This is a genomic window from Curtobacterium sp. MCJR17_055, from assembly GCF_003224335.1.
Taxonomy (GTDB): domain Bacteria; phylum Actinomycetota; class Actinomycetes; order Actinomycetales; family Microbacteriaceae; genus Curtobacterium.
The window spans coordinates 177,132-189,923 of record NZ_QKLF01000001.1 but is presented as its reverse complement, the minus strand read 5'-3'; the positions used below and the strand labels follow the sequence as shown (position 1 = coordinate 189,923).

The following is a 12,792-nucleotide window of genomic DNA, read 5'->3' as shown; positions in this document are numbered from 1 at the left end:
GGTCGCCACTAGGCTGACCGCATGACCGACGGCCAGGATGCAGCGCGCATCCGGGCCGTCGTCGTCGACGACGCCGTCCTGCTGCGCGAGGGGCTGGCCCGCGTGCTCGACGAAGCCGGCATCGACGTCGTCGGGCAGTTCGGCGACCCGGCCTCGTTCCTGGCGGCGCTCCCCGCACTCGCGCCCGACGTCGTGGTCATGGACGTCCGGATGCCGCCGACGTTCACCGACGAGGGCGTCCGCGCCGCCGTCCAGGCCCGTCGGATCGCACCCCGGACCGGGATCCTGCTGCTCTCGCAGTACGTCGAGGCCACCTACGCCGAGGACGTCCTCGCCGCGGGCAGCTCGGGCGTGGGGTACCTGCTGAAGGACCGTGTGACCCGCCTCGACGAGATCGACGACGCCGTGCGCCGCGTGGCCTCCGGCGGCACCGTGCTCGACCCCGAGGTCGTCACGCAGCTCATGAGCCGCCGGCGCGACCCGCTCGCCGCCCTGACCCCGCGCGAGCGTGAGGTCCTCGGGCTGATGGCCGAGGGCCGCACGAACGCCGCCATCGCCCGCGCCCTGGTGATCGGGACCGGCGCGGTCGAGAAGCACGTCTCGAGCATCTTCGCCAAGCTCGCACTCGAGGACACCGGCGAGGACCACCGCCGTGTCCTGGCCGTCCTGGCGTACCTCGGATGACCCGCGTCCCGGCACCACTGCTGGCGCTCGCCGCGATGGTGTCGGTCCAGATCGGGGCCGCGGTCGCGAAGACCCGCTTCGAGGAGGTCGGCTCGCTCGGCGCGGTCATGCTCCGCCTGGTCATCGGTGCGCTCGTCCTGGCGCTGCTCGTCCGTCCGCGGGTGCGGCACTGGACCCGCGTGCAGTGGCGAGGAGCCGTCGTGCTCGGCCTCGCCCTCGGCGGCATGAACGTCTTCATCTACCTCGCGTTCGCGACGATCCCGATCGGCGTCGCCGTGACGATCGAGTTCCTCGGTCCGCTGGCACTGTCCCTCGTGCACACCCGCCGGTGGCGTGATGCCGTCTGGGCAGCCCTGGCGCTCGCCGGCGTGGTGCTCCTCGGCGTCGGGCCGTCCGCGGTGGGTGACCTCGGGGGAGTCGCCGCGGCGGTGCTCGCAGCAGGGTGCTGGGCGGCGTACATCGTCATGAACCGACGCGTCGGTGCGGCGATCCCGGGCACCGACGGCCTGAGCGTCTCGATGCTCGTCGCGATGGTCGTCGCACTGCCGTTCGGGCTCCGGCCCGCGGCCGAGGGCGTCGTCGCGGACCCGGTGCTCCTGCTGGTCTTCGGCGCCGTGGCGGTCCTGTCGAGCGTGTTGCCCTACTCGCTCGAGATGACGGCCCTCCGGCGCATGCCGACCCGGGTGTTCGGCGTGCTGCAGAGTCTCGGGCCGGCACTCGCGGCGCTCGCCGGGCTCGTCGTCCTCCGCGAGGCACTGTCTCCCGTCGAGGTCGTCGCCCTCGCGTGTGTCACGGCGGCGAGCGCCGGGGTGACGCTCACGGCGCGCCGCAGCGCGGCGCCGCTCTGACCGACGGCGGACACGACCACCGTCGGGGGTGTGCGGGACGTGGGGTGGGCCTCCCGGCCGGCCGGGAGGCCCGTGCCACGTCGGCGACGCGACCGTCATCGGTCGCGCACCACGATCCGTCTACTCGCCGCGGAGGAAGTCCGCGTACGTGGGTTCCGCCTGCACGTCCGACAAGAGCGACGGGTCGTTGACCCGTTGGTCGACGTAGGCCTCGATGACCTCGGGTGGGGTGAGCAGGTGGGCGACCCAGGACGGCACCTCGGTCTTCTTCATGGTGCCTCCTTCCGATCTCCGGTCCGGACGGATGTCTCGAATCTCGAGCATCTTCGCGAACCGGTGTGTCGGGAACGATCCTCGCGCTCGTCCGCGAAGTCAACGCAGTGCGTCATACGGACTCCGCTGAGCGCTGTCGCACCGGTCGGGGATCAGAACGCGCCCCGTTCGTCGGTGCGTGCCCGGTCCGTGGGTCGGCGGCTCGGAGGGTCCGGTGCTTGACGGCCGAACGCCAGATCCAGGCGTCGGCCTGCTGCCCGAACTGCGCCCATTCGACGAGCACCGCGTCGCGCGTCCAGCTGCGGGCGAACGCCTTGACCCGTACGTGGAACGTCGGGAACTGCACCCATGCCCAGACCGGCATCGGGGTGACCGCGTGGCAGACGTCACCACCGCGTGCCTCCTCGGACAGGGAGAAGGCGCGCGGGCGTTCGACCTCCGGGTGTTCCGGGGGCTGCCACCGGTTCTCGCGACGCCGTCCCACTCCCGTATTCGAACGTGTGTTCGAACACTCCGTCAAGTCGCGGACGCGCTCCGGCGTGTCCCGGGGATCGGTGCGGTGGCCATGTAGCACGCCGAGGGCTCCTCGTCCACCCCCATGACGCGGGCCGGTTCCGCTCGTAGCCTGGCGTGACTGGCCCAGACCCTGCCAGCCGCGTCGCGCACTCCCGGATCTGACTCCGGTCCGACGTGGACACCGCCTCAGGAAGGCAACCATGCAGCACGTCACCGCCGCCCCCCGACTCCGCACCGGAACGTCGACCCGATCGCAGCACCTCCTGCAGCGTCCCGTTCGTCTCCACCTCCACTGTGTCGCTCCCGCACTCACCTCAGCGGCACTCAGTCAGGACCTCGGCGGGTCGTGGGTGCCAGGGGCCGACAAGTGGGGCCTCCCGACGATCGGTGAGTGGGCGTAGCCGTGGGCGAGAACGCGATCAGTGCCCGGTTCACCGGGGCGCAGTGGTTGTTGTCGGTCGGCCGGACCCCGTTGCTCCGCGTCGACACGCGTGCAGAAGCCGAAGCCTCCGGGCGCCAGCTCGCCACCGTCCTCGGCCTGCGCTTCGAGACGCCCTGCGTCATCGGCTGACGGCCTGCGGAGGAACGGCTCACGCGTCCAGGTCGGCTGCCGAGGCGATCCGTACCCGACCGGGCAGCCCGTGGAACCGTGTGGTCATCGAGCGCTGAGCGACCGCGAGCCGCGGCGCACGTCGAGTCTCCAGGTCACGAAGGGCCTCCCGGCGACACCAGCCCGGGTGCGGGTCGTCGGTCGCCAGCCTCGGTCCGCGTAGAAGCGCTTGGCCCGATCGTTCCCGTCCCACACCTCGAGCTCAGCGGTACCCGACGGGACGACCTCGATGAACCGGGTGTGCAACGCAGTGCCGATGCCCGACCCGAACCGATCGGGGTCGACGTAGAGGCTCGACAGCTCAGCAGGTGAACCGCGGTCCGCCAAGTGCGCCGCGATGAAGCCGGCCACGTGCCCGTCCTGCTCGGCGACGAGGCACCAGGTGCCGGGACGGGTCAGGGTGGCGAGCCACATCGGGTACCGGTCCTGAGCCGCGTCGCGGCGGTCGAGCGCGTCCCCGTAGTACGCCTCCCGAGACCGCTGGTGCACCCGCGTGACCTGCGCGGCATCAGCAGGAGTCGCGTCGCGAACCTCGAACGTCATCGGACCAGTCAACGCCTCACCACAGCAGTCTCGCCACCCCGACCGTGACGACGAGCGCGGAGCCGGAGGTCGACGCCGTGCAGGCGGCGGACGTCGCGCCGGCAGAGCACCTACCCTGGACTGGTGCTCTCCCGACGTGACGCCGCCATCCGGCTCGACATCCCCCTCGAGATGGCGACCCACCACGGGATCCCGTCCCGCCTCAGCGAGGCCGAACTCACCGCGATCGAGCAGGACCCGCCCGCGTGGCTCGTGCAGTCGCGGGCGAACCGCACGGGCAAGAAGGTGTGGGTGCACCTGGAGTGCGTCGTGTGCGGGTACGCGGAAGAGGCCCGGCCGAAGAAGTGGTGGCCGGACTGGGACCACCTGATGTGCGACTACCACGCGCCGTACCAGGCGCCGGAAGCCCCGGCGGGCTTCACACGGCGCGAGGTCGAGGGCGTCGGCAGCCGCTTCGTCGCCCTCGTCGACGAGCGGTCGTAGTCCGCGTCGTCAGTCGGCGTCGTCAGTCGGCGACGCGGGCCGTGGACTCGCGCACGCTCAGCGTCAACTCCGGCCCCGGCCGTGACGGCAGGGGAGCGTCGGCCTCGATCTGCTCGCGGAGCAGGACCGCCGCCCGCTGGCCGAGTTCGACGGTGTCGCGCGTCAGCGAGGTGATCGCGGGGCGGACGAGCCGGATCATCGCGGAGTCGTCGAACGACACGATGGAGACGTCCTGCGGCACGCGGACGCCCATCTCGCTCGCGACGCCGAGTCCCGCGACGGCGAGCACGTCGTTGTCGAACACGATCGCGGTGGGTCGTCGGGCGCCGGACAGCAGGCGTCGGGTGGCTGCGGACCCGGCCTCGGCGGAGTAGTCGGTGGGGATGGACTCCGTGCGGTCGTCCTCGGTGGCGTCCGGCAACGTACCCGCGAACGCCCGGACGCGTTCGATGCGCAGTGCGGTGTGCTCGAACTCCGGCGGCCCGGACACGTGGGCGATGCGGCGGTGCCCGAGTGCGCGGAGGTACCGGAGGACGGTGTCGGTCGCGTCCGAGTCGTCGATCCAGACGCTCGGGGCCGACCCGGCGGGGGTGGGGTGCGAGCCGACGACGACGGACGGCATCCCGAGCTGGGCGAGCAGACGGAGGCGGTCGTCGTCCCGGCGCGGGTCGATCACGATGACGCCGTCGACCCGGTGCCCGCGCCACCAGTCGCGGTAGGTCTCGAGTTCCTCGTCGGCATCACGGGCGACGAGCAGGGTCATGCCGATGTGGGTGCCGGTCAGGCCGAGCTGGATCCCCGAGATGAGGTCGCCGAAGAACGACTCGGTGCCGAGCGTGCGCGCCGGGCGGTTCAGCACGAAGCCGATCGACCCGGCCTTCGCGCCCCCGAGGGCCCGGGCCGCGGTGTGCGGCTGCCAGTCGAGTTCGCGCGCCGCCTGTCGCACTCGTTCTCGTGTCGCCTCGGACACGCCGGGGCGCCCGTTGAGGGCGAAGGAGACGGCGCTGATCGACACGCCCGCCCGCGCTGCGATGTCGGCGATCGTCGTCCGCCGTCCTGTGGCCACGGGCTTGACTATAGCGCTTTAGTCAGGCATCGTCACCGTCACGCAGCGGTTCGGCGCAGAAGGCTGAACCGGTTCAGTAGCTCGACGAAGGAGTCAGCAACGATGAGAACCACCCCACGCACGACGTCGGGCCGAGTGGCCGCGATCCTCGCTGGCGCTGCCGCCGCAGCGCTCGTCCTCACCGGTTGCTCGAGCGGCAGCGGGGCGGCCACCGGTGGCGGTGGCGACGGAGAGGTCAGCGGGTCGATCACCCTGCAGACCTGGGCACTCACGCCGACGTACACGGACTACCTCAACGGCGTCGTGAAGGCGTTCGAGAAGAAGTACCCCGACGCGGAGGTCAAGCTCGTCGACCAGCCCGGCGACGGCTACGCCGAGAAGGTGCTCAGCCAGGCGTCGTCGAACTCCCTGCCCGACGTCGTCAACCTGCCGCCGGACATCGCCCTGCCCCTCGCGAAGCGCGGGTTCCTGCAGGACGTCGCGAAGGACGACTCCACGCTCGGGAAGACCTACGTCGAGGGCGCACTCGCGGCCTACCGGTACAAGGGCGTCGACGGAACGTTCGGGTACCCCTGGTACCTCAACACCGACATCGACTACTGGAACAAGACGATGTTCGAGCAGTGCGGCCTCGACCCGGAGAACCCGCCGGCGACCACGGACGAGCTCTTCGACCAGGCCGCGACCATGCACGAGCAGTGCCCGGACGACTACCTCATGAGCCGCAAGCCCGGCCTGTCCGACTTCTCGCTGGCCGGCGTGAAGATCCTCAACGCGGACGGCACGAAGTTCACGTTCGCGGACTCCTCGAAGGCCGCCGACCTGATCAGCAAGTACGCGAAGGCCTACCAGGACGGGCTCATGCCGTCGTCGGTCCTCAACACCGACTACCTCGGCAACTCGACCCTGTTCACGCAGGGCAAGGTCGCCTGGACCACCGGCGGTGCGACCGCGATCAGCGACTTCGAGAAGAACAACCCGTCGCTCAAGGGCAAGATCATCGTCTCGCCGGCGCTGGACAACCCGCCGCTGTACGTGCAGGGCCTCAGCGTCTCGGCCAAGAGCAAGCACCTCGCCACCGCCGAAGCGCTCGCCGCGTTCATGACGAACGCCGAGAACCAGGAGGAGTTCGCCCACCTGGTGAACATCTTCCCGTCGACGAAGTCCTCGCAGTCCGACCCGTTCTTCTCGGAGGACGACGGCACCGTGCACGCGAAGGCCCGCGTCCTCGCGAACGACGCCCTGAAGACCGCGAAGAACCTCAACCCGGTTGAGGCGAACTCGGCGATGACGGACTTCCTCGACCAGCAGATCGCGCTGGCGATGAAGGGCGGGACGACGCCCGAGAAGGCGCTGCAGACCGCCCAGACCAAGATGAACACCCTGCTCGCCAACGGCTGATCCGGCCCGGTACCCGAAGGAAGAGGGAGGATCGTCATGCGTGCGAACCGCTGGTTCACGCCCTGGCTGCTGGTGCTGCCCGCACTGGTCTGGCTGCTCGCGTTCAGTCTCTGGCCGTCGATCAACACCGTGCGGCTGTCGTTCACGAACGCCAGCCCGCTCGGTGGGGTCAGTGCATGGGTGGGGACGGCGAACTTCCGGACCCTGCTCGCGGACCCGCAGGTGTGGGAGGCGCTGCTCAACAGCGTCATCTACATGGTGGTGTGCCTGCCGCTGCTGACGGTCCTCCCGCTCCTCATGGCCGTGCTCGTGCAGCACAAGATGCCCGGGATCGCGTTCTTCCGGACCGCGTACTACACGCCGGTGATCGCGAGCGCGGTCGTGGTCGGGCTCATCTGGAACTGGATCCTCGACGACCGCGGCGTCGTCAACGAGATGGCGCAGTCGCTCGGCGTCGTGCAGGGCGCGATCCCGTTCCTGTCCGACCGGTGGCTGCTGCTGTTCAGCGCGATCAGCCTGACCGTGTGGAAGGGCCTCGGCTACTACATGATCATCTTCCTGGCTGCCCTCGGGAACGTCGGCAAGGACCTGCACGAGGCCGCCGCTCTCGACGGCGCCGGGGCGGTGCGCCGGTTCTGGTCGGTCACCATGCCCGGCGTCCGGGGCACCATGACGCTCGTCGGCATCCTGGTGTGCGTCAGCGCCCTCCGGGTCTTCAGCGAGCTCTACATCCTGACGAACGGGACGGGTGGCCCCGGCGGCCAGGACAACTCCCTCGTCATGCTCATCCAGCAGTACGCCCGCGGCTTCACCGGCAACCTCGGCTACGCGTCCGCCCTGAGCCTCCTGCTCTTCGCCGTGACGTTGATCCCGATGCTCGCCCTCGCCCGGATGAACAGCAAGGCGGACAAGTGACGAACACCACCAGCACCAGCGAACCGGTCATCGGCGGCAACGCCGGCGTGGCCGCACCGACACCGGACGTCACCGGCGCGACGGACGTGGGCCGGGCCTCCCGGCAGTCCCCGCCCGGCGGACGCGGGCGCCGTCGCGCGGTGTGGGGCGTCATGTCCACCCGCGAGAAGGTGCTCCGCTACGTCCTGCTCGTCGTGGTGCTGTTCATCACGATCGGTCCGTTCCTCTGGCAGCTCTCGACCTCGCTCAAGGGCACCGGCGAGGACATCTACACCGCGAACCCGTCGTTCATCCCCGCGCAGCCGACGTTCGGCAACTACCTCCGCGTGGGCGACGCCATCCCGGTCTTCGGCTACATCGGGAACTCGCTCATCGTCGCCGCGATCGACGTCATCGGGAACATCGTGTTCGCCACGCTCGCCGGGTTCGCGATCGCCCGCCTGCAGTGGAAGGGCCGCAAGGTCGTCCTCGGCCTGTTCCTCGCCACCCTCGTGCTGCCCGGCGAGGCGACGATCATCTCCCAGTTCGTCACGGTCAAGGACCTCGGCCTCGCCGACTCCCTGGTCGGTGTCGCCCTGCCGGGCATGATCGCCGCGCTCAACGTGCTGCTCATGTACAACGCCTTCCGCCAGGTGCCCGAGGAGATCGACCAGGCGGCCGTGATGGACGGCGCCAACGCGATGCAGCGCCTCCGCTACATCTCGCTGCCCGCCGTGCAGGGGACGATCGCCGTGATCGCGATCTTCTCGTTCATCGGTGCCTGGGACGACTTCCTCTGGCCGCTCATCGTGCTGCAGTCCCCGGACAAGCTCACGCTGACGGTCGGGTTGCAGTACCTGCAGGGCACCTTCGCCACCGACCAGCGGATGATCGCCGCCGGGACGATGATCGCGTTCATCCCGATCGCCGTGATCTTCGCCGTCCTGCAGCGCTTCTTCTTCAAGGGCGTGGAAGAGGGCGGGGTGAAGGGCTGATGCGCTTCGGCGTCAACCACACACCGTCGAACGGCTGGTTCCACTCCTGGCTCGACTTCTCGCCGTCGGACACCGCGCGGGACCTCGAGGCGATCGCCGGGCTCGGCGCCGACCACGTCCGGGTCTTCCCGCTCTGGCCGATCGTGCAGCCGAACCGGACGCTCATCCGGCAACAGGCGCTCGACGACGTGGCGACCGTGGTGGACATCGCCGGCTCGTTCGGACTCGACGTCACGGTCGACGCGCTGCAGGGGCACCTGTCGAGCTTCGACTTCCTGCCGTCCTGGCTCGACTCGTGGCACCGCCGGAACATGTTCACCGACCCCGACGTCGTCGCCTCGACCGCCGCGTACGTCCGGGCACTCGCCGCCGCCGTCGGGGACCGGCCGAACCTGCTCGGCGTCACGGTCGGCAACGAGGTCAACCAGTTCGCGCACGCCCCGCACCCGTCGCCGTTCGCGACGACGCCCGAGCAGGGGCACGCGTGGGCGGCGGCGATGGTCGCCGCGGCGCGCGAGGGGCTCGCCGGTCCGGCGGTTCAACCCGGCTCCGGCACCCGGCCCGCCCCCGCCGTCGGCGAGCGTCCGGCCCCCCTCGTGACGCTCGCCCAGTACGACGCGGCCTGGTACGACGACGCGCAACCGTTCGGCCCGGAGCACGCGGCCGACCACGGGGACGCGACCATCACGCACTCGTGGGTCTTCAACGGGTCGGCACGCCTGCACGGTGCCCTCGGCCCGGGATCGGTCCGACACGGCGAGTACCTGCTGCAGCTCGCGGCCGCGTGGAACACCCGCGCGGACCGGCCGAACTGGTTGCAGGAGGTCGGCGCACCGACCAACGTGGTGGACGTGGCCGACGCCCCGACGTTCACCGAGCAGACCATCCGGCACGCCCTCGACGTGCAGGGGCTGTTCGGCATCACGTGGTGGTGTTCGCACGACGTGTCCCGCTCGCTCGCCGACTTCCCGGAGCTCGAGTACGACCTCGGCCTGCTCACGAACGACGGCCGCGTGAAGCCGACCGGGGAGCGGTTCCGTGAGATGGCCCTGGCGTTCGGTGACGGCCGGTACCAGGCCCCGACCCCGCCGACGACCGCGCTCGTGCTCGACGACGTCGCCCCGGACGGGACGCCGCTCGGTGGGACTCGAGCCGACTCGGCGCCGGGCGGCCGGTTCGCCGCGGCCTGGCTCGCGATCGCCGAGCAGGACGGCCGCGGCCCGCAGGTCGTGCTGCGCTCCCGCCTCGGGGATCCCGCGCTCCTGGCCGCGCGCGGGATCACCACCTGCGTCGACGTCCCGAACGACACCGCGTCCGCCACCGTGTCCGTCGCACACCCCGCGACGATGCCCTGACCCCGATCAGCACCTCCGCACGACCAGCACCACGCCCCACGCCCCACGCCCCGACGACCCGGACGGACACCGCCGTCCCGGAGGACCCATGCACGACGACATCCCGCTCACCATCGGCCGCGCACGCCGTGTCCTCGACGAGCGCATCCTGCCCGAGGTGCACGCCACCGCCGTCCCGCTCGACACCGCCTGGCACGAGCTGCCCGGTGAGCCGATCGCCCCCGCGGAGGGCCTGACGCTCGACTTCGAACCGTACGAGGTAGGCACTCCGTGGGGTGCCGCGTGGGGGACCACCTGGTTCCGCCTGTCGGGCACCGTCCCCGCGGAGTGGGCCGGCCAGCGGGTCGAGGCGCTCGTCGACCTCGGCTTCGACAAGAACATGCCCGGCTTCCAGTGCGAGGGGCTCGTCTACCTGTCCGACGGCACCCCGGTGAAGTCGCTCAACCCCCGCAACCAGTGGGTGCTCATCACGGAATCAGCCGTCGGCGGCGAGACCGTCGAGTTCTTCGTCGAGGCAGCGTCCAACCCGGTGCTGCTCGACTACCACCCCTTCCTCGTCACGCAGGAGGGCGACGTCCGGACGTCGTCCCCGAAGCGGCTGTACACGAGCCGCCGGATGGACCTCGCCGTGTTCGCCGCCGAGGTGCACGAGCTCGCGCTCGACATCGACGTCCTGCTCGAACTGCAGGAGGAGCTGCCGCAGGGCCCCCGGCGCATGCGGATCCTCCAGGCGCTCGACGACGCCCTCGACACCCTCGACCTGCAGCACATCCCGGAGACCGCCCCCGACGCCCGTGCGGCGCTCGCCGAGGTGCTCGCCGCACCCGCCGAGGCCTCCGCGCACCGGATCTCCGCCGTCGGCCACGCCCACATCGACTCCGCCTGGCTCTGGCCGGTGCGCGAGACGATCCGCAAGGTCGCCCGCACCACGTCGAGCATGACCGAGCTCATCGGCCAGACGGACGACTTCCTCTACGGCATGTCGAGCGCGCAGCAGTACGCCTGGATCAAGGAGCACCGGCCCGAGGTCTACGCGAAGGTCAAGGACGCCGTCGCCGCCGGCCGGTTCCTGCCCCTCGGCGGGATGTGGGTCGAGTCCGACACGGTGATGCCGACGGGCGAGAGCATCGTCCGGCAGTTCTCCCAGGGCCAGCGGTTCTTCGAGCGCGAGTTCGGCATCCGACCGAAGGGCGTCTGGCTGCCGGACAGCTTCGGCTACTCGCCGGCGCTCCCGCAGCTCATGCGTCGCGCGGGCTTCGAGTGGTTCTTCACGCAGAAGATCTCGTGGAACCAGGTGAACAAGTTCCCGCACCACACGTTCCTGTGGGAGGGCATCGACGGGTCGCGGGTGTTCTCGCACTTCCCGTCGATGGACACGTACAACTCGCGGCTGTCCGGCTCCGAGGTCGCGAAGGCCGCCCGGCAGTTCCGGGAGAACCGGCTCGCCTCCGGGTCGATCGCGCCGGTCGGCTGGGGTGACGGCGGCGGCGGCACCACCCGCGAGATGACCGGCGTGGCGGCACGTCTGGCGGACCTCGAGGGCAGCGCCCGCGTCACGTGGGAGCACCCGGACGCGTTCTTCGACCGGGCCAAGAGCGAGCTGGGGAACCCGCCCGTGTGGGTCGGCGAGCTCTACCTCGAGCTGCACCGCGCCACGCTGACGAGCCAGCACCAGACGAAGCAGGGCAACCGGCGGAGCGAGCACCTGCTCGTCGAGGCCGAGCTGTGGTGCGCCACGGCCGCTGCCCGCACCGACTTCGCCTACCCGTACGACGAGCTCGACGCGCTCTGGCAGCAGGTCCTCCTCCAGCAGTTCCACGACATCCTGCCGGGCACCTCGATCGCGTGGGTGCACCGTGAGGCCGTCGAGCGGTACGCGGAGATCGCGGCCCGCCTGGAGGCCCTCATCGCCGCCGCCCTGTCGGCGCTCGCCGGCGACGGGGACGCGACGGTCGTCGTCAACCCGGCCCCGAGCCTCCACGGCGGCGCCCTCGCGCAGAGCGCGATCCTGACGACCGACCTGGAGGCGACCACCCCGGTCCGCCTCGAGGAGGCCGACGGCGGCTTCGTGCTCACGAACGACCTGGTCCGCGTCGTCGTCGACGGCCGCGGACTCGTCACGAGCGCCGTCGACCTGGCCACCGGTCGCGACGCGATCGCACCGGGCCAGGTCGCGAACCTGCTCCAGCTGCACCAGGACTTCCCGAACATGTGGGACGCGTGGGACGTCGACCGGTACTACCGGAACCGCGTCGACGACCTGGTCGACGTGACCGCCCTGCGCGGCTCGGTCGACGAGGACGGGACCGCCCGCGTCTCGGTGTCGCGCTCGTTCAGCGAGTCGACGCTCACGCAGGAGATCACGCTCGCGCCCGGCACCCGGACGCTCGAGTTCGACCAGGTCACGGACTGGCACGAGACCGAGAAGTTCCTCAAGGTCGCGTTCCCGCTCGACGTCCGTGCCGAGCACACCATCGCGGAGACGCAGTTCGGCGCGCAGAAGCGGGTGACACACACGAACACCTCGTGGGAGGCCGCGAAGTTCGAGACGTCCATGCACCGGTACGTGCTCGTCGAGGAGCCCGGGTTCGGCGTGGCGCTCGTCAACGACTCGATCCACGGGTTCGACGTCACGCGCGACGCGGTCGACGGGCACGTCACGACGACGGTCCGGCTCTCGCTGCTCCGCGCACCGCGGTTCCCCGACCCCGAGACGGACCAGGGCGTGCAGACGCACCGGTACGGCCTGGTGATCGGGACCGACGTCGTCGGGGCGACCGCTGCGGGCACGGTCATGAACACGTCCGTCCGACGGATCGCCGGCGCGCACGGCTTCGACTCGCTCGTCCAGGCCTCCGGTGGCGTCGTGGTCTCGGCCGTCAAGCTCGCCGACGACCGCTCGGGTGACCTGGTCGTCCGCGTGTACGAGCCGGCGGGCCGACGCGGGACCGGGGGCCTGGCGGTCGACGGGCCGTTCGGCGAGCCGGTCGAGGTCACGCTGCTCGAGGAGACGGACCCGGCGCTGCCCGGCGTCGCCGCGGTCACCGACGGGGTGGCGGCCTTCGCGGTCGACGCCTTCGAGGTCCGCACCTTCCGCTTCCCGCGCACGAGCGAGGAGCGCTGA

General features: G+C 70.9%; 13 protein-coding genes. 9 read left to right on the top strand and 4 right to left on the bottom strand.

The window, feature by feature from the left end; genetic code table 11:
* Positions 1-21 precede the first annotated feature (21 nt).
* Positions 22-684, top strand: a complete 663-nt coding sequence (locus DEJ16_RS00895; protein WP_110823784.1) for a response regulator transcription factor — start codon at positions 22-24, stop codon at positions 682-684.
* Complete coding sequence (locus tag DEJ16_RS00890; RefSeq protein WP_110823785.1) at positions 681-1,532, top strand: DMT family transporter; 852 nt, start codon at positions 681-683, stop codon at positions 1,530-1,532. Before DEJ16_RS00895 ends, DEJ16_RS00890 begins: the two co-directional genes overlap by 4 nt.
* Before the next feature lie 120 nt (positions 1,533-1,652).
* Here the strand turns inward: DEJ16_RS00890 and DEJ16_RS15615 are convergent, their stop codons facing one another.
* Entirely contained in the window at positions 1,653-1,805 is a 153-nt protein-coding gene (locus DEJ16_RS15615; RefSeq protein WP_181419398.1) for a hypothetical protein, read from the bottom strand.
* Positions 1,806-1,917: 112 nt separating this feature from the next.
* Entirely contained in the window at positions 1,918-2,289 is a 372-nt protein-coding gene (locus DEJ16_RS00885; protein WP_110823786.1) for a hypothetical protein, read from the bottom strand.
* Positions 2,290-2,712: 423 nt separating this feature from the next.
* On the opposite strand from DEJ16_RS00885, the gene DEJ16_RS15415 reads away from it, so the two are divergent.
* Entirely contained in the window at positions 2,713-2,892 is a 180-nt protein-coding gene (locus tag DEJ16_RS15415) for a hypothetical protein (RefSeq protein WP_146232771.1), read from the top strand.
* Positions 2,893-2,976: 84 nt separating this feature from the next.
* Here DEJ16_RS15415 and DEJ16_RS00875 read toward each other — a convergent pair whose 3' ends face one another.
* Complete coding sequence (locus DEJ16_RS00875; protein WP_110823788.1) at positions 2,977-3,474, bottom strand: GNAT family N-acetyltransferase; 498 nt, start codon at positions 3,472-3,474, stop codon at positions 2,977-2,979.
* Positions 3,475-3,597: 123 nt separating this feature from the next.
* Here DEJ16_RS00875 and DEJ16_RS00870 point away from each other — a divergent pair, with 123 nt between their 5' ends.
* On the top strand, positions 3,598-3,957 hold the full coding sequence (locus DEJ16_RS00870; RefSeq protein WP_110823789.1) for a hypothetical protein: 360 nt from the start codon (positions 3,598-3,600) through the stop codon (positions 3,955-3,957).
* A gap of 22 nt (positions 3,958-3,979) precedes the next feature.
* On the opposite strand, the gene DEJ16_RS00865 is transcribed toward DEJ16_RS00870, so the two are convergent.
* Entirely contained in the window at positions 3,980-5,023 is a 1,044-nt protein-coding gene (locus DEJ16_RS00865; protein WP_110823790.1) for a LacI family DNA-binding transcriptional regulator, read from the bottom strand.
* A gap of 102 nt (positions 5,024-5,125) precedes the next feature.
* On the opposite strand from DEJ16_RS00865, the gene DEJ16_RS00860 reads away from it, so the two are divergent.
* From DEJ16_RS00860 to DEJ16_RS00840, 5 genes are all read left to right on the top strand, one after another.
* Entirely contained in the window at positions 5,126-6,424 is a 1,299-nt protein-coding gene (locus DEJ16_RS00860; protein ID WP_110823791.1) for a sugar ABC transporter substrate-binding protein, read from the top strand.
* Positions 6,425-6,460: 36 nt separating this feature from the next.
* On the top strand, positions 6,461-7,339 hold the full coding sequence (locus tag DEJ16_RS00855) for a carbohydrate ABC transporter permease (protein WP_110823792.1): 879 nt from the start codon (positions 6,461-6,463) through the stop codon (positions 7,337-7,339).
* The gene (locus DEJ16_RS00850; protein ID WP_220032699.1) at positions 7,336-8,313 is read left to right on the top strand and encodes a carbohydrate ABC transporter permease; all 978 of its coding nucleotides are present in this window, start codon (positions 7,336-7,338) and stop codon (positions 8,311-8,313) included. The genes DEJ16_RS00855 and DEJ16_RS00850 overlap by 4 nt, the downstream gene beginning before the upstream one ends.
* Positions 8,313-9,668, top strand: coding sequence for a glycosyl hydrolase (locus tag DEJ16_RS00845; RefSeq protein WP_110823793.1), 1,356 nt, complete (start codon positions 8,313-8,315; stop codon positions 9,666-9,668). The genes DEJ16_RS00850 and DEJ16_RS00845 overlap by 1 nt, the downstream gene beginning before the upstream one ends.
* Positions 9,669-9,756: 88 nt before the next feature.
* Positions 9,757-12,792 carry a glycoside hydrolase family 38 C-terminal domain-containing protein gene (locus DEJ16_RS00840; RefSeq protein ID WP_110823794.1) on the top strand — a complete coding sequence of 1,012 codons (3,036 nt, stop codon included), beginning with the start codon at positions 9,757-9,759 and terminating at the stop codon, positions 12,790-12,792.

Excerpts from the sequence above, each read along its gene's own strand:
- DEJ16_RS00895 (WP_110823784.1), top strand. The coding sequence starts at position 22 with ATGACCGACGGCCAGGATGCAGCGCGCATCCGGGCCGTCGTCGTCGAC.
- DEJ16_RS00890 (WP_110823785.1), top strand. The coding sequence starts at position 681 with ATGACCCGCGTCCCGGCACCACTGCTGGCGCTCGCCGCGATGGTGTCG.
- DEJ16_RS15615 (WP_181419398.1), bottom strand. The coding sequence starts at position 1,805 with ATGAAGAAGACCGAGGTGCCGTCCTGGGTCGCCCACCTGCTCACCCCA.
- DEJ16_RS00875 (WP_110823788.1), bottom strand. The coding sequence starts at position 3,474 with ATGACGTTCGAGGTTCGCGACGCGACTCCTGCTGATGCCGCGCAGGTC.
- DEJ16_RS00860 (WP_110823791.1), top strand. The coding sequence starts at position 5,126 with ATGAGAACCACCCCACGCACGACGTCGGGCCGAGTGGCCGCGATCCTC.
- DEJ16_RS00855 (WP_110823792.1), top strand. The coding sequence starts at position 6,461 with ATGCGTGCGAACCGCTGGTTCACGCCCTGGCTGCTGGTGCTGCCCGCA.
- DEJ16_RS00845 (WP_110823793.1), top strand. The coding sequence starts at position 8,313 with ATGCGCTTCGGCGTCAACCACACACCGTCGAACGGCTGGTTCCACTCC.
- DEJ16_RS00840 (WP_110823794.1), top strand. The coding sequence starts at position 9,757 with ATGCACGACGACATCCCGCTCACCATCGGCCGCGCACGCCGTGTCCTC.